Below are 15,803 nucleotides of genomic sequence, written 5' to 3'. Positions count from 1 at the left end.
AACAACCATTCCTCTCATTCTAAGTTTAGAAGCATATTTGTCTCCATGTATACTATGATTTTTCGTACCCTCTGCTTAGGCTTTTGATAGAGTAGATTCGCGGATTATGATTGTCCTGATCAGCGTGAATCTCAACAAGTAACTACATATCAGCGTATATACCCTGTTAATCGCCCTTCCATTTCATAATTATCATCATAAATTAATAATGTCTTCAGCTAGACAAGGAGGTAAATGCTCAATGAAAGGATTAATTCTCTGTGCAGGCAAAGGTACTAGACTTCAGCCATTTTCCAATATAAAACCTAAAGGTTTGCTTCCTGTGGCAAATAAACTCCTTATTTACTATGGCATTCTGAATCCTCACCACTATCCGATGGCAAACTCGATTATTAATCCGCAGTCGATGTTCATACAAAATGACGGAGGCAACCAAAAATGAACATTTTAATCGTGGGAATGGGTTATGTCGGTGTTACGACTGGATTAGTATTCGCCGAATTAGGATGGAACGTGACAGGGTTAGATACGGATACGATGAAAATACAGGAATTGTCTGAGGGTAAGTTGTCATTCTATGAACCAGGGTTGGACCTCTTATTAGTGAAGCATTTGGCCTCCCAACAAATACGCTTTACTACATCACTCGCAACAGCAATACGTGATAACTCAGTCATCTTCCTATGTGTCGGTACCCCCTCTGATAAAGACGGAAGCGCTGATCTTCAAGCCATACGCGGAGCAGCCAAAAGTATCGGAACTTACATGAATGACTATAAAATCATTACTGTGAAAAGCACAGTTCCTATAGAAACGAACCGTAAAATGGTCGACTGGATCAAAGAATCACAGAATCATCCCTATCCTTTCGATGTTGTCTCCAACCCTGAGTTCCTACGTGAAGGCAGCGCGCTTTATGATTCACTGAATCCAGATCGCATTATTATAGGAAGCGACAATGAGCAAGCTGCAAATGTAATTGCATCCTTATATGCCAAACTGACAGCACCTATTTTCAAAACCACGCCCAAAACAGCAGAAATGATTAAATATGCATCGAACGCTTTCCTGGCTGCGAAAATTTCCTATGTAAATGAATTATCAAGACTATGTGAAACATTGGAGATCAATGTTTCTGACGTCACTACGGCAATGGGCATGGATCACCGGATTGGCCCCCATTTCTTAAGAGCTGGGATAGGATACGGCGGTTCTTGCTTTCCGAAAGACAGTAAGGCACTCTTATTCACTGCGAAAGAGCAGAAGATTGAACTTCGAATCCTCGAAAAGGTCATTGACATTAATGACACGCAGTCCACGCACTTTTTGAACATATGGGAGCAGAAGTTGGGAGGATTTAACCATAAGACCGTTGCCATTCTTGGCATTTCCTTCAAACCAGATACGGATGATTTAAGAGAAGCTCCGTCCATATCCATTATTCAACAATTGCGAACGAAGCAAGCAAATCTCAGAGTACATGATCCAGTAGCTAAACTCCCAGCAGCTCTTCTGTCTAAAAAAGTTCAACAATTCGATACCATTGAAATGACGCTGCAGCAATGTGACGCCATCATCCTCTGTTCGGAATGGAAGGATTATATCGGAGCGGATTGGGCGAAATTACGGGCCAGCTTGAACGATTTTTTTATTTTTGATGGAAGAAATATGCTAAATGGTAAGGAAATGAAAGACCTAGGCTATTATTATTTTGGCATTGGAAATAGATAAACCTTTACTGGAATGGAGGCTCTATGAATGAAAATACTCGTTACAGGGGCTGCTGGCTTTATCGGATCTCATCTTTGTGAAAAGCTTCTTCAAGATCCCAGGCACGAAGTCATTGGCTTAGATGCGTTTGTTCAGCAGTCTCCAACCCCCGTTAAAGTAAGGGAATATAATCTACGTTTCTTACTCCCGCAAGACCGATTTACTTTCATCAATCAAGATTTACTGCAGGTTCCTTGGGATGAGGTTCTTCCTGGTGTTGATATCGTCTACCACTTGGCTGGCATGCCGGGTGTACGCTCGAGCTGGGGGGCAGATTTCAAACTATACATCACCCATAACATTGAAGCCACCCAACGTCTGCTAGAAGACTGTAGCAAGCACCCCGTCACCAAATTCGTTTATGCATCTACATCTTCCGTGTATGGCGAGAAAACGGATCAAGTAAACGAAATTGCTACCACTGAGCCGTTATCCCCCTATGGGGTAAGTAAGCTAACAGGCGAACAGCTATGCAACGTGTATGCGCGCCATGCTGGACTCCCGATCGTTATTATGCGCTTCTTTACCGTTTACGGACCGAGACAGCGCCCTGATATGGCGTTTCATAGGTTTATCAGCCATATCAGGCAAGGTAAGCCGATTCCGATTCATGGCGATGGACTTCAAACACGGGACTTTACGTACGTGGCAGACTGTGTGGAGGCTGTCGCAGCTGCAGTCTATGCGGAGAACATCATTGGCGAAACGATCAATATTGGAGGCAAAGAACGTGCATCCGTACTTGATTGCATTGCCATTCTTGAGGAGCTTTTTGCAAAAAAAATAGACAGGAAATTTATGAGCAAAGCCTCTGGTGAACCACGCCACACATGGGCGGATATTTCCAAGGCACAAAGGCTTCTCGACTATCAACCGAAAACCGATTTACGCAGCGGGCTTCACGCGGAAATGATGGATCTCTTTAAAACTCCTTTTTTGTTTCTCTAACACAGCGATTAACAATCATTTTTCCAGAACCTCTTCACTTCTATCAACTGCTCACCATCGAATTCCATTCTATAGATATCAGGCTTTGAAGTCTTTAACAGAAACTCCAAATCATACTGACTATCAAAGTAGCCCATTATTAACGTCATAATAGCCCCATGAGTTCCAATGGCGATCTTCTGTCCCTTATAAATAGACAGGATTTGTTTAAACACATTAATAGCACGTGCCTGACAATCAACTATAGATTCTCCTTCAGGCAACGAATAATGGCGGTCATTGAACATCTTTGTTACGGTTGGATACAATTCATGTTCAGGTAGAATTTTATCATCATTTAAAAACACGATCTCTTTAAGCTCTTCATAAATCATAATCTCTTTACCCATAGACTGTGCTAATCCTTCTATTGTCACAATCGCTCTGCTATATGGACTCGAAATGAAAGTATCGATTTCCTCATTCTTTAAAATATCTGTAACTAAATGGGCGCCAGACATTCCTTTATCAGTTAAACCACGTGTTCTCTCATTGTCTCCATCTTTAGGTGATTCACCATGTCTAATCATATAGATGTATGTTTTCATATACTCCTCCGCACGCTACCACTGCTGCTTTTCAGCTTTGATCATATAATAAAATTCCGTTTCTTCGCTATTTTTCCACTTGTGAAGTTCTAACGAATTCAGTGCCATTCCATTCGAAAGTATCCTCTACATTCTTGCCGGTTGCATTGTTATAAAAAGATTTCTTGAATGTGGTTTTATTAATTTTCTCTAATTTGGTAGAATACCTGCTCGTTCCACCACTAATGAACAAATCATTGTAATCATGTATTTTGAGTTCTTGAATTTGGTTTTCCTGTGTTAGCGTGAACAATTTATAGAAATTACCATTGCTTGTTCCATACTGTCCTATTGTAAAGTCTATATTTCCATCACCGTTGTAATCGTCGAATTCAATGTCAAACGTAGAATTAAATATTAGCTCATCTTGGAAAAATTCATTCAAATTTAGAGTGCTAATTATTTTCTCATATTCATCTGTTACAATTATTTGAAATTTCCCTTTCCAAGTACGACCCATTAACGGCCCTGGTGACCAATCTTCTGAGTAGCTCCCTTCTATCATCCGAACATTTAGATAATATTCTTTATTGATTATAGGAAACAAACTGTTTCTTGAAATCGTCATTGGTCCAGAGGCTGTTATTGAATTTGGGGGATCTGTCTTTATGGTTGACCCATCCCAATAACCTGATAGGAAAAATAACATTAAAATGAGTTGAATGTACCTCATAAAGTTCCTCCGATTATATATTCAATAATCAAATCCATCCAAATAGAAAAAATATAAATATAATTATGATCGCAATAACAAGTAAGGCTATCAATGAATATTTGAATTTATCTATATAAGGCTCTGGAGATCGTTCGCCACAGTGAGGACACATCTTTGCTGTCGATGATACTTGCTTACCACAAGTTCTACAATTAATTAGGAATCCCATGATTACCTCCAACAAATGATATTGTTAAATTGAACTACTCTTATGAACGCTAAAAGTTTGATACCTTCTACCGTTGTCATGCTTCACCAATATCTTATCATCAGTCAATTCATTTAACACCTTATCCCAGAACTTTTGGGCTGGGATGTTATTCTCAAGTTGATACATCTCCCATTCACCATCGTGAGCATGAATGACTAGTTTGGCAGCTTGCTGCCCAATTCCAGATCTTCTAAATTTACGAAGGATAAAAAAATGAGCCAAATAGTTATAGCATCTCGCTTCAGATTCTATTTGCTTAACCAGAATAAATCCAGCTACTTCTTGATCAGCTTTAATGATGTAGGGATGCTTATGTTCAGTGTCTTCCCAATATGTAGGCAGTTCAGGTAACATCGGATATGATCCATTCTCACGAATCGCTAGATTCGTATACTCCGTAAAGTCGTATACATAGAACTGCATCAGATTCTCGATAATTGGTTTCTCGTGTAAAGCAGCTTTATATATCGATACTTCCATGGGATCGCCTCCTAGTTCTGTTGAACCTTATCTATTTTCAGCTTTAGTAATTCCTCATAGGGATCACCGTTTAGTCCCAGGACTTGGGCAAATGCTGGCTCCGTTTTCATTCCTGCCTTTTTTAAGCGAATGATTTCTTCTCTAATGTCGGGATATAAGTTTAATAAATGATGCTCGATTATCATATGTCTATAGGCATTCTGATGGGCGACTGCCTTTGGTTGTCCGAATAATTCAAACATGAAGCCGCCATAGTTAAAATTAACTTTTATCGTCGGTGTCGAACGGATTAGCTTCTCCTGTAATTTAAACTCATCATAACTGCCAAATAATTCGTTCATTCTGCTCTTGAACGCAGCAAAATCATAAACTTCCATAATAATATCCAAATCCGAGTTCTCATTATCAATAGCGATCGGTATCGTTCCACATAGCACGGGTTTATAGCTAGCTAAATTTTCGAATAGGTGCATTTGGGTAAGCAGTTGATAAACCTGCTGCTGCTTCTCATTCCCATTTCTCAAATATGTTATATCTGTAAAAATGCTTATCACCACTTTTAAATTATTAATGTCATTAATATTTCTTTCTTAAAGATAAAAGGACCTGGGCACAGAACATGATTCTAACCCAGGTCGTTATGATTTTTACACTTGTATTCCCGATTGATTCTGGTAATTCCGCTTCATCATACCCGAGGCTTTGATCAAACCTCTCTTGGTGTAATAAGCTTGAAGCTCCTCGTCACATAGCAAATCGATCATATAATAATCTTGCAACTTCTCTAGCATACGCTCTACAAGAATAGTACCAATGCCTTGATTCTTGTACGCTGGAATAACTTCTAGAAGCGGGATATATGCAGCTAAGACTTGATCAGATAGAGCGTTAATAAAACCAATCACTTTATTCGACTCAACATCTAATGCTAATTGAATATAACTAGAATTCTCAAGTATTTTATAAAAATTTCTGACAGAAGGCGGATTAGGCCACCCATCAAAGAACCCTGAATCGAGCTGATCTTCAGTTATTTGGTCAAGAGAATCTAGGTAAACAATCATTATGCCAATAACTCCCCTTTTAGCGTTGTAACTGCTTGACCTTGGATGATTATCCGTCCCTCTTCAATTCTTAATTTAAGCAAGCCTTCTCTGCTTGATAATTGAAGAGCGACCAAATCTTCTTTATGCAGCTTCGCCTGCCAATAAGGGCCAAGACAGCAATGCGCAGATCCAGTAACTGGATCTTCATCTGCGCCATTTGCTGGATAGAAGCATCTAGAGACAAAATCAACATCTGATCGATCCGACTTGCTCGTTACAATAATACCTCTTGATGGAACGGACTTCCACAACGTAAAATTCGGCTGAAGATTACATAACGTAGTTTCATCAGCAACTTCGATGATGTAATCCATTCTGTTCTTACCGACATATCGATACGCAGTTCCTAACCCCTCAATCAGCTCAGTCGGCGGGGTAACTTCCTGCTCTAGTTCTATTGGAAAGTTCATTTCAATCCAATCTTGATTACGGATAGCAGTCAATAATCCACTGCGTGTATTGAATCTGAGTTCATGATCATTACACAATTGTTCTTCCCAAAGAATATGTGCAGTCGCTAGTGTCGCATGACCGCATAAATCCTCTTCACCAGTTGGCGTAAACCATTTTAAAGCGTATTCATTTCCATTTTTGAGTAAAAAAGCTGTTTCTGACAAATTCATTTCACATGCCACATGCTGCATCCATTGATCAGTTTGTTCTGATTCAAGAATGCATACTGCAGCTGGATTCCCTTTAAAAGCTTTGTTCGTAAAAGAGTCCACTATATACATTTTCATAGATGTTTGCCTCCTATACTTGCTCTGTTCACTCATCTTTTTATTCCGAAATCTGCTGATTCAGTTTCACTTCAAACTGCGGCTTGGTGACATATTCCATGTAATTCACTTGCCCCTTATAATCCAAATACGCCTGAAAGCGAGTTCGAATGGCTGGTGCAGCGATTAATTCTAACACTTGATCCTTCGGGACCCAACCTGTAGCAGTTGTTTCCTCAGAGGTGATTAACTCACCGCCTGCATACTTGCAGACAAAATCGATAATTAGCTTAGTTGGAACATCGGTTATACCGTCAAACCACTTGTAACTGCTTGTGTTGGAATAGACGCCAATCATATGCGAAACTGTGGTGTCAATGCCACTTTCCTCTAGAATCTCTCTACGTAATGCATCAATTAGATTCTCTCCTACCTCCACTTGTCCACCCGGAAATTCCCAGCCGCGAAGCGGAGTTTTCACTAACAGAATCTCACCTTGTTCATTCTCTACGATTCCACCGACTGCAACAATATGTGTTGGCATTAACATGTTCAATTCCCCCAACTGATGTTATTTGTTTTATATTTACTTTCATATTTAAGCCCGCTGATTAAGCACAGCCCTCCTATGAAAACAACTACCGCTGCTCCAATAAGTGCGAGTCTATAACTGCTTGTAAGATTTGCAAGAATCCCTGCTAATGATGGGCCAAGCATTTGACCAAAGGCATATCCCGTAGTGAAGAAGCCAATGATTCGACTGCTATTCATGGGAACCATCTGTCTGATAAGCGTTGTCGTAACTGTCGTAATTCCCATGAATGTAAATCCGAATAAAATTGCACTTGCATATATGAATACTGAACTTTCTGCAATAGCAGGCAGTAGAATTCCAATAGCTTGAACTACCATCGAAACGATTAAGGATTTCACGTAACCGAGCTTTTGCGCAATCTTAGACCAAATGATACATGAAGGTGCTGCAACAATACCGACAATCATCCACACCATCGTAGCATCTCCATGAAAAGAACTCGAGGTTTGTGCAATGAGAACGATGAACGTGCCCGTTACGATATAGCCCAATCCCTCTAGCGAATAAGCGATTGCTAACCATGGAATCCACTTTTTGGGCGGAGTTGGCAAGTTATGTATCACGGGTGTTGATTGTACTTCTGCTCGAAAGCTAGATCGACTAGGTCGAATGAAGAACCATACAAAGATCATCAGAATGAATGCCAGCAAGGCTAAACCAATCCATGTGCCATCCGAAGATGTTAATTGATGTAGTGGAGCAACAATGATGCTGCTTATCATAATGCCAAGCCCAACTCCCGCATACAAGATGCCAGAAAGATGCGACTTACCTTCTCTTGCTAATTGATCTAGAACAATACTTGAAGCTAAAACAAATACAAATGCACTCAGCGCACCAGATATAAACCGCAGAAAATACCAAATCGAAAAAACTCCCGTTAACCCCATCAAGGCAGTTGTTCCAATGCTGAGCAGCAGAACAATACGCAAGTATAAGATTCGCTTTTTCTCCATGTTTAGTTTGGCCGCAACGATGGCTCCTACAAAATAACCCAGATAATTACTTGTTGCTAAATAACCGGCAGTTGCATCAGAGAATTGGTATGCCTCTTGCATGAATGGCAGAACCACGGTATACGCAAATCTACCGATCCCCATCGCAATAAATAATGATAGGATTCCACCAATTAATGTTCGAATTGTCTGTGACCTGATTTTAGGCATCCCCTTGTAGTAATAAATATATTATGTGAATTCATTATAGTCTGAAGTATTCATTCTAGTAAATATAGAAAAAAATAACACCACCCAGAACTAAGTGATGTTACTGTCTATTTAAATAAAGTGGGAGGCTTGTTCAATAAGTATTACTCAACTGGAATCGCTTTAACATAGACACCTGACTCTACTTCTACAGCAAGAGCTTGTTCAACATCAATGGAATTAATTTGATAAATGGATGTTCCTTTTTTATAAAAGTTCGAGCTGCGTTCCTTGTCAGACTTATTTTCATCAGATGAATAATACATTATCGACCCAATCTTTCTTTCGACATTCGTAATCTTCTCATCTGTTCCCACATAGATCTTCCCGTCCCATCTAATCATAGCCTGAAATGCGAAGCTTTCATTACTTGATGAAGAGCATGCACTAATTAATAGGAAGCTACATAAAATGCACAATGTCGTTGTTAACTGCTTATTATATTTCATTTCCGAATCCTCACTTTAATGATTTCAAATAATCTATAACTTGATCGTTCAAGTTTGGAGCGAACTCAAAGGAATAATTAATGTGGTTAAATTTTGTTGAATAAACTTGCTTGTCATTGCTTCTATACCACTCTATGTAATGCCCATCGATTTGAATATTTTCTAATTCCATATCTTTATATGTACCTGATTTTGAAGTCATTTTCAGAGCAATACCATCCTTATACTGAATTTTAACAAATGGAGAAGTAAATCCATCATCATATTTTTCAACTGTAACAATGTCTAGACTATTTGGTATAACAGGCAATTCTGATAAATGCAGAACTTGTGGAATATCTGATTGTGCAATTGGAGATAGAGGTGAATCAAAAAATCCATACAACTTAGCTAAAAAATATATACCGATTCCAACGAATAGCACAATGGCAAGTGCAGCTATTAATACATACCTTTTCAGATTACACACGCTCCTTTTCTTGATATAACGCAAAAAACCAATCCCATGTTGCATGAATTGGTTTATTTACTAAATATCCGTTGTATGAATCTCACTTAGATCGATTTTTATATGCCCACTTTTTTTCCTTTTTGGATGAAATAAATAATGCCTTCAATAATTGCTACTGCGATTAAGGAAATCCCAAATAGCGGCATAACTACTCCCAATATCACCATGAAAACAATGAAACCAATCGATAAACCACTCGAAACTGTTGGAGGAGCTGAGAACTTACCTTCTTTTTTACGAGACAACCACGTTTTAAATCCCCAAAAAATGACGAATAGGAAAGAAAGGCAAAGAGCTAAGTTAATTAATTTATTTGGCCAGCCAAATAAATGACCTTCATGTAATGGAATACCCCATGTAAACCATTTTGCTAAGATGCCGTAATCCTCAAACCCTACCTTAGAAATTAATTTACCGCTATATTGATCAAAATAGGATGTTACTTCTTCATACGGACTAACATCTAGGCCAGTTACACCCGTATTACTACTTTTTGATACTGTGTAAACGCCATCTTCACTCATTGGATAAATGATGGTATACGGCTTGGATATATTCGCATTCCCAACTTCTGTCATCAATTGTTGGACACTAATCCGATTGCTGTTATCAGACATTTCCATATGAGCCATCCCATCATGATGCGCATGAGGCTCGCTTGATTTGGGTGCCTCATTTTTACGAGTGGCCCAAGGAATCTCGCTCATATCCGAAGTAGGCGGCTGCTGCGCTATCATTGGAGTCCCAATAGATGGATACTTTTGAGATGCTGAGTAAATAAAATCACCCATGAAAGCAGACCAAGGTAAACCTGTAAAAATAATGATAATCATTGGAATCGTAATAATGGTTCCAACTAATGCATGCCACTTCTTGCTGGACTGTCGCTTTGTTGGATTCTGTCTCTTCTTCAGTGCCCTTCCCTTGAACGTCATGTATATACCAGTAAACAATAAGAAGATTGCCCAACATGCAGCTAACTCAACTAAATAATTGACAACAGTTCCACCGACAAAGAGCGAACTATGTGTATTTCTCATAACATTGGCAAATGTATATTTCGCATTTTGACTACCAACTAATTCATTATGGTCATCTAAAAATGCATACAATTGGTCACCATCTTGATTGGTCATTGTTAAACGTGCATTATACGGATCATCTAATATAATAACCTTCGAGACAGAATAGTCTTTATATTGCTCGACTGCCTTCCCTATGCCTTCGTCAATCGATAATTGTACGATAGATTCGCTTTTTCCAAATAATAAATGATCATAAACATTGTTTTCTACATCTGTATAAAATAAAAAGCCGATGCCGCTTAGCGTTAACGTGATGAGTAGCGGTGCAATAAACAATGCAGCATAAAAATGCCACCGCCATAAACGATTGTAATTCCCTTTTTTCATGTCTGATTTTCTCCTAACGTGCAACATCTCTTCTTGTTCTAATCAGATTAGTATTTGTTGTTGTCGTCCAACTGGTAACATTTAATCCCACCCACATATTAGTAGATATATATTAGAATCATTCTTCTTATCGATAATGCTTAATAGTATTTTATACACATCATATAGACAAGTCTTTTTTTGTTGAAATTTGTGGAAAAATATCGAAACTAACAGACATGCATTGCGCACAATTCCTAATGAGACATGAGCGAATGTTTTTCTATGTAATCCTATCTAGCATGTGATCACTTTAAAGATCTGATATAGTTTTCAACTTGATCCTTCATATTTGGCAGGAAATCAAAGGCATAAGTGAGGCGGTTAAATTTAGTCACATAAGCATGCTTATCATTGCTTCTATACCACTCTATTTCGTGTCCTTCGATTAGAATATTTTCTATGTCCATATCCTTGTATGCAATAGAGCTTGTATATAAATTCAAAACTATGCCATCCTTGTATTTAATTCTAACAGATGGAAAAAGGAACTTATCATCATATTTTTCGACTGTTATAATATCAAGACTATTCGGTATAACAGGCTGTTCTGATAGATGCAGAACTTGTGGAATATCCGATTGTGCAATTGGAGATAGATTTGAATCAAAAAATCCAATTGACTTAGCAAAAAGATAAATACCGATTCCAACGAATAGCACAATAGCAAATGCAGTTATTAATCCATTCTTTTTCAAATCCAACACACCCCTTTTCTTGATTTTACACAAAAACCAATCCCTTGTTACATGAATTGGTTTTATTTGCTGATTGCACGATGCTTGAAACTCACTTAGATAGATTTATATACTCACTTTATTTTCTTTTTGAATGAAATAAATAAGGTCTTCAATTTTATATAATTTAGCGAACTCATTCAATTGATTCTTTCGATGTTCAGGCAAGAACCAGACAGCATGCAAAGCTTGCATACCCACAGCACGTGCTCCTTCTAACTCCGATGAACCACCATCCCCAATGAAAATAACTTCACTTGGCTGTACTTGCATTCGATCACATGCAAGTTGGTAAATATTAGGGTTAGGCTTAGCGATTCCAACTTCATACGAAAATATAAATTCATCAAAATACGGTTCAAGTTGACTACTCTTCCATGACATTACCTCTTCTACTGCACAATTACTAATGAGACATAAGCGAATGTTGTTCCATCGTAATTTATTAAGCATGTTAATAATTTCAGGATCGATCTGTTCAAAAGGCACAGCTTTTGCCACAATTCGTTCAAGATGAAAGATCTTAAGCAGTTCATCGTCTAACTGTAGTCCATGTTGTTCCAATATCTCTCTAAGAACAGAAGGATAGTCAGCATAATTACCAATCATCCTTTTTTCCGTTCTCTCTAACCATGCCTTATTGAAATCATCTGCTGAAATACCTAATCGATCTGATGAGAAGCTATTGTGATTAGCGATCCTTACACCATCTTGGAACTCTGTAATCAAAGTCTCAAATAAATCGAAGAAAACCGCTTTAATCATTGGTATCTTCCTCTCAATTATTAGTAATCTCTAGTAACAGTTCTATCTTATAAGATCATTTTCACACCATCTGCATTCTTCCTAATCTGCATCGTATCGAATAGTCTGCCTTCCAAATCAATCGCCCTTACTTCCAATTGCTCTAACGTTACAACTACTTGGACAAAATGCGGGACAGCTAGCGATTGCGACGTATGCCAATCTCGCTTCGGAAGCAGCCAATCGGGCATTGCGCCTGCTCCGCCACTGACGATGTAGACAATGCCTTTGTCAAAATCGATCTCACCTGCTCTGATCGGGTGACTGCGTTCATATACGATCGTATGCGAATTGAAGACTAGATCAACCTCGTATTCTTCCAAAATAGGACATAGTTGACGCAGAACTTCAACTTGATAGCCTCCAGACACATAAGGCGGATAGTGAAAATAGACAATTTTCCACTTGGCAGTAGCGGCTTGGAGATCTCGTATCAAAAAATCATATTGCGGATTACCCGGACGAAGCTCGTCTTGGCTGAAAGGATAGCTATCCTTTTTCACAAAATCGGTACTATCCAGGCAAGTGAAATGTACATCACCATAATCGAAAGAATAATAATTTTTAGGCGGAGCAAATCCCATAAACTCATAATACCAAGAAGCATAATTTTCATGATTGCCTAGACAGCTATAGAACGGTGTCGTACGCATAAAGTCACGTCCTGGACCAAAAAAATACTTGTCCCAGTCCGCATACTCCTTCCCATCATTCACCACATCACCAACAAAAAGCGTAAAGTCAGGACGGTAGCGCTGCATTTGAGCAAATAGATCAACATTCAATTGACCATTTGTTTGATCAAATCCACTGTATCCCCCTGTTTCACTTGTAACTGTGAATGAGAACGGAACCCCTCGGCCAACTGCTGTCTTCAATGGATACGGACCAGCCTCAACCTCTGATTTGTCATTTTCGGAGTAGATTTTATAAAAATAAGTCGTACCTGGCAGTAAATGCTCAATTGTAATTGAATGAATATTCCTAAAACTTTCGTCGCATACTGCCGTGACAATATATTCCGGCTTCTTATAATTCCCTTGATAGCCACTATGAATTCTTTCTGCCAGATAGATCTCCACTTTAGAGGAAGACGGAATATCCGTCTCCCACATAATCGTGATGGAGTTTATCGTTGGCCATTGCAAATACGGTCCTTTGATGATCGTAAGCATGGTCTCCTCCTATTATGAATCAAATCTTGTGCTAGGCATTTTGCGCTTATGAGCCGAACGTGTATAGAATCCTTGAATCCTCTCCGCCACTTCTTGATCTACGACTTTACCCTCCAAGTAATCATCGATCTGGTCATAGGTTAAACCAAGAGCAACCTCATCGGGCAATCCAGGTTTATCATCTTCAAGATCTGCAGTTGGAGCTTTCGTATAAAGATGTTCGGGGCAGTTCAGATATTGGAGAATGGATTTTCCTTGTCTCTTCGTTAGCCCTGTTAAAGGTACTACATCCGCAGCACCGTCTCCCCATTTTGTATAAAAGCCTGTTACAGCTTCAGCGGCATGGTCTGTACCGATAACGAGCATATTTTGTTGACCCGCGATAGCATATTGTGCGATCATCCGCTGTCTCGCTTTGACATTCCCGTGATGAAACTTGTTTAACGGAAGCGTTAGCTCATCGGTCATTGCATCAACTGCAGGCTTAATGTTGCATACAATCATCTGGTCTGGCTCTATAAAAGCTAGTGCATCCTCGCAATCCGCCTCATCCATCTGAACACCGTATGGCAGTCTCATTGCGATAAACTGAAGATCCAATCCCGTTTCTGCTCGAAGTTCCGATACGGCAGCTTGTGTAATTTTGCCTGCGAGTGTCGAATCTTGTCCTCCCGAAATGCCGAGCACATATCCTTTGGCTCTCGTATCTACTAAGTATTGTTTGAGGAAATCTACGATAGAGCGATAAGTTTGGGCTGGATCTATTGTTGGTTGAACGTGCAAAGCACGAATTATTTCTTGTTGCATGATCGTCTACACTCCTTACTTTCCGCTATATTTCGCTATAAGCTGCATTCTGGTATCCCATAGCTTCTGACTTATATCAACTGGATATTTCTCAGGGTTTAGATTACGCAAATACTCTTCCCAGAAAATCGATTGCTGCTGCTCGTTATAGTTTTTGATCTCATCTAATGTCAGTGGTTTATGAACTCTATGTCCTTGATCATACACAAGCTCAAGAAGCTCAACGGCTTCAAAATCGGTAACGACCTTCTGTAAATATGTATGAACGGGATCAAATAATTTGAGCGTCTTGTTCACATCGAGGACTTCATCATAATCGGTCAAATAATCCGCTTCTGCTCTTCCCGTACGGCGGTTAACGATGCGATACAATTTCTTTCTGCATGGAGTCGACACTTTCTCGGGATTGCCCGAAATTTTGATCGTTGGCTCCCATTCTCCATTCTCCTGCTTAGCGACTACTTTGTAGACACCACCAAGCGAAGGCGAATCTTCCGCAGTAATCAGCTTCGTGCCAACGCCCCAAATATCGATGCGAGCACCTTGCGATTTTAAGTTGTGAATTGTATATTCATCGAGATCATTCGAGGCAACAATTTTGACATAGTTCAATCCTGCTGCATCAAGCATTTTTCGAGCTTCTTTCGATAGATAAGCAAGGTCACCGCTATCCAGACGAATCCCCTTCAACGTCTTTCCCTGTTCTTCGAGTAGTTTGCCGACAATAATCGCATTAGGGACACCACTTTTGAGTGTATCATATGTATCTACGAGCAGTGTAACATGATCCGGTAATGCCTTAGCATAGGCCTTAAACGCATCAAGCTCATTACTTGAATCCTGCACAAAAGCGTGAGCATGAGTACCTTTGGTTGGAATTCCGAACATTTTGCCAGCTAGCATATTGCTTGTTGCGTGGAACCCGCCAATAATGGCTGCTCTCGCTCCCCACAATGCAGCCGATGCTTCTTGTGCCCGACGAGTACCAAATTCCAGCAAGGTGTCATGCGGTGCTACTTGTTTGATTCGGTTAGCCTTAGTTGCTATTAATGTTTGGTAGTTCGTAAAGTTCAAAATTGCTGTTTCAATCAACTGATTTTCGAAAATACGCGCTTCAATCTGAATGAGTGGCTCATTGGGAAATACGATTGTCCCTTCTCGAACAGCACGAACCGTTCCGTTGAACTTCCAATCCTTCAATTCATCAAGGAAGGCTTCATCATAATTCTCTTCCTGTTCACGTAGGAATGCCAAATCAGATTCGTCAAAATGAAGCTGATCCAAATATTGAAGTACTCTCTCAAGCCCAGCATGGATTGCATACCCGCCGCCAAATGGGTTCTTCCGATAAAACACTTCAAACACACGACGCTTATTGTGAGTTCCGTTCTTCCAATGCGCATACATCATATTGATCTGATACTTATCTGTGTGCAACGTTAAATTCTCATGATTCATAGCATTCACCAATCCTATCCTATCCTATTGTCTAGT

General features: G+C 39.5%; 18 protein-coding genes and 1 pseudogene. 3 read left to right on the top strand and 16 right to left on the bottom strand.

Annotated features, from left to right (window positions below):
* Positions 1 to 241 precede the first annotated feature (241 nt).
* From E0485_RS25775 to E0485_RS04975, 3 genes and pseudogenes are all read left to right on the top strand, one after another.
* A pseudogene (locus E0485_RS25775) lies at positions 242 to 361 on the top strand (sugar phosphate nucleotidyltransferase); the annotation flags it as partial.
* A gap of 77 nt (positions 362 to 438) precedes the next feature.
* Positions 439 to 1,731, top strand: a complete 1,293-nt coding sequence (locus E0485_RS04980; RefSeq protein ID WP_132416850.1) for a UDP-glucose dehydrogenase family protein — start codon at positions 439 to 441, stop codon at positions 1,729 to 1,731.
* Positions 1,732 to 1,758: 27 nt separating this feature from the next.
* Positions 1,759 to 2,718, top strand: coding sequence for an NAD-dependent epimerase/dehydratase family protein (locus E0485_RS04975; protein WP_132416849.1), 960 nt, complete (start codon positions 1,759 to 1,761; stop codon positions 2,716 to 2,718).
* Positions 2,719 to 2,726: 8 nt separating this feature from the next.
* Here E0485_RS04975 and E0485_RS04970 read toward each other — a convergent pair whose 3' ends face one another.
* The 16 genes from E0485_RS04970 to E0485_RS04890 form a co-directional block, all read right to left on the bottom strand.
* Positions 2,727 to 3,305 (bottom strand): histidine phosphatase family protein, encoded by a 579-nt coding sequence (locus E0485_RS04970; protein WP_132416848.1) that lies wholly within the window; start codon positions 3,303 to 3,305, stop codon positions 2,727 to 2,729.
* A 67-nt stretch (positions 3,306 to 3,372) separates the two neighbouring features.
* Positions 3,373 to 4,017: a hypothetical protein gene (locus E0485_RS04965; RefSeq protein ID WP_132416847.1), complete on the bottom strand. Its 645-nt coding sequence runs from the start codon at positions 4,015 to 4,017 to the stop codon at positions 3,373 to 3,375.
* Between the two features lie 235 nt (positions 4,018 to 4,252).
* Positions 4,253 to 4,750 (bottom strand): GNAT family N-acetyltransferase, encoded by a 498-nt coding sequence (locus E0485_RS04955; RefSeq protein WP_132416845.1) that lies wholly within the window; start codon positions 4,748 to 4,750, stop codon positions 4,253 to 4,255.
* An 11-nt stretch (positions 4,751 to 4,761) separates the two neighbouring features.
* A complete protein-coding gene (locus E0485_RS04950) occupies positions 4,762 to 5,295 on the bottom strand; it encodes a DUF4269 domain-containing protein (protein ID WP_132416900.1) in 534 nt (177 codons plus the stop codon).
* A gap of 102 nt (positions 5,296 to 5,397) precedes the next feature.
* Positions 5,398 to 5,814 (bottom strand): GNAT family N-acetyltransferase, encoded by a 417-nt coding sequence (locus E0485_RS04945; RefSeq protein ID WP_328591256.1) that lies wholly within the window; start codon positions 5,812 to 5,814, stop codon positions 5,398 to 5,400.
* Entirely contained in the window at positions 5,814 to 6,596 is a 783-nt protein-coding gene (locus tag E0485_RS04940) for a PhzF family phenazine biosynthesis protein (RefSeq protein ID WP_132416844.1), read from the bottom strand. Before E0485_RS04940 ends, E0485_RS04945 begins: the two co-directional genes overlap by 1 nt.
* Before the next feature lie 40 nt (positions 6,597 to 6,636).
* Entirely contained in the window at positions 6,637 to 7,125 is a 489-nt protein-coding gene (locus E0485_RS04935; RefSeq protein ID WP_132416843.1) for an NUDIX hydrolase, read from the bottom strand.
* A gap of 2 nt (positions 7,126 to 7,127) precedes the next feature.
* The gene (locus tag E0485_RS04930; protein ID WP_328591255.1) at positions 7,128 to 8,336 is read right to left on the bottom strand and encodes a YbfB/YjiJ family MFS transporter; all 1,209 of its coding nucleotides are present in this window, start codon (positions 8,334 to 8,336) and stop codon (positions 7,128 to 7,130) included.
* A 143-nt stretch (positions 8,337 to 8,479) separates the two neighbouring features.
* Complete coding sequence (locus E0485_RS04925) at positions 8,480 to 8,824, bottom strand: hypothetical protein (protein WP_132416842.1); 345 nt, start codon at positions 8,822 to 8,824, stop codon at positions 8,480 to 8,482.
* Between the two features lie 10 nt (positions 8,825 to 8,834).
* Positions 8,835 to 9,293: a hypothetical protein gene (locus E0485_RS04920; RefSeq protein WP_132416841.1), complete on the bottom strand. Its 459-nt coding sequence runs from the start codon at positions 9,291 to 9,293 to the stop codon at positions 8,835 to 8,837.
* Between the two features lie 98 nt (positions 9,294 to 9,391).
* Positions 9,392 to 10,747, bottom strand: coding sequence for a PepSY-associated TM helix domain-containing protein (locus E0485_RS04915; RefSeq protein ID WP_132416840.1), 1,356 nt, complete (start codon positions 10,745 to 10,747; stop codon positions 9,392 to 9,394).
* A gap of 287 nt (positions 10,748 to 11,034) precedes the next feature.
* Complete coding sequence (locus E0485_RS04910; RefSeq protein ID WP_132416839.1) at positions 11,035 to 11,484, bottom strand: hypothetical protein; 450 nt, start codon at positions 11,482 to 11,484, stop codon at positions 11,035 to 11,037.
* A 105-nt stretch (positions 11,485 to 11,589) separates the two neighbouring features.
* The gene (locus tag E0485_RS04905) at positions 11,590 to 12,288 is read right to left on the bottom strand and encodes an HAD family hydrolase (protein ID WP_132416838.1); all 699 of its coding nucleotides are present in this window, start codon (positions 12,286 to 12,288) and stop codon (positions 11,590 to 11,592) included.
* A gap of 47 nt (positions 12,289 to 12,335) precedes the next feature.
* Positions 12,336 to 13,502, bottom strand: coding sequence for a purple acid phosphatase family protein (locus tag E0485_RS04900; protein WP_132416837.1), 1,167 nt, complete (start codon positions 13,500 to 13,502; stop codon positions 12,336 to 12,338).
* A gap of 12 nt (positions 13,503 to 13,514) precedes the next feature.
* Positions 13,515 to 14,309 carry an ammonia-dependent NAD(+) synthetase gene (nadE, locus tag E0485_RS04895; protein WP_132416836.1) on the bottom strand — a complete coding sequence of 265 codons (795 nt, stop codon included), beginning with the start codon at positions 14,307 to 14,309 and terminating at the stop codon, positions 13,515 to 13,517.
* 15 nt (positions 14,310 to 14,324) lie between these two features.
* Positions 14,325 to 15,767 (bottom strand): nicotinate phosphoribosyltransferase, encoded by a 1,443-nt coding sequence (locus tag E0485_RS04890; RefSeq protein ID WP_132416835.1) that lies wholly within the window; start codon positions 15,765 to 15,767, stop codon positions 14,325 to 14,327.
* Positions 15,768 to 15,803 lie beyond the last annotated feature (36 nt).

The organism is Paenibacillus albiflavus, from assembly GCF_004344915.1.
Taxonomy (GTDB): Bacteria; Bacillota; Bacilli; order Paenibacillales; family NBRC-103111; genus Paenibacillus_AM; species Paenibacillus_AM albiflavus.
Note: the sequence above shows the minus strand (reverse complement) of the source record. Positions and strands in the feature narration are given on the sequence as shown.

Coding starts and splice junctions, on each gene's coding strand:
- E0485_RS04980 (WP_132416850.1), top strand. CDS start 439: ATGAACATTTTAATCGTGGGAATGGGTTATGTCGGTGTTACGACTGGA.
- E0485_RS04975 (WP_132416849.1), top strand. CDS start 1,759: ATGAAAATACTCGTTACAGGGGCTGCTGGCTTTATCGGATCTCATCTT.
- E0485_RS04970 (WP_132416848.1), bottom strand. CDS start 3,305: ATGAAAACATACATCTATATGATTAGACATGGTGAATCACCTAAAGAT.
- E0485_RS04965 (WP_132416847.1), bottom strand. CDS start 4,017: ATGAGGTACATTCAACTCATTTTAATGTTATTTTTCCTATCAGGTTAT.
- E0485_RS04955 (WP_132416845.1), bottom strand. CDS start 4,750: ATGGAAGTATCGATATATAAAGCTGCTTTACACGAGAAACCAATTATC.
- E0485_RS04945 (WP_328591256.1), bottom strand. CDS start 5,814: ATGATTGTTTACCTAGATTCTCTTGACCAAATAACTGAAGATCAGCTC.
- E0485_RS04940 (WP_132416844.1), bottom strand. CDS start 6,596: ATGAAAATGTATATAGTGGACTCTTTTACGAACAAAGCTTTTAAAGGG.
- E0485_RS04935 (WP_132416843.1), bottom strand. CDS start 7,125: ATGTTAATGCCAACACATATTGTTGCAGTCGGTGGAATCGTAGAGAAT.
- E0485_RS04930 (WP_328591255.1), bottom strand. CDS start 8,336: ATGCCTAAAATCAGGTCACAGACAATTCGAACATTAATTGGTGGAATC.
- E0485_RS04925 (WP_132416842.1), bottom strand. CDS start 8,824: ATGAAATATAATAAGCAGTTAACAACGACATTGTGCATTTTATGTAGC.
- E0485_RS04915 (WP_132416840.1), bottom strand. CDS start 10,747: ATGAAAAAAGGGAATTACAATCGTTTATGGCGGTGGCATTTTTATGCT.
- E0485_RS04905 (WP_132416838.1), bottom strand. CDS start 12,288: ATGATTAAAGCGGTTTTCTTCGATTTATTTGAGACTTTGATTACAGAG.
- E0485_RS04900 (WP_132416837.1), bottom strand. CDS start 13,502: ATGCTTACGATCATCAAAGGACCGTATTTGCAATGGCCAACGATAAAC.
- nadE (WP_132416836.1), bottom strand. CDS start 14,309: ATGCAACAAGAAATAATTCGTGCTTTGCACGTTCAACCAACAATAGAT.
- E0485_RS04890 (WP_132416835.1), bottom strand. CDS start 15,767: ATGAATCATGAGAATTTAACGTTGCACACAGATAAGTATCAGATCAAT.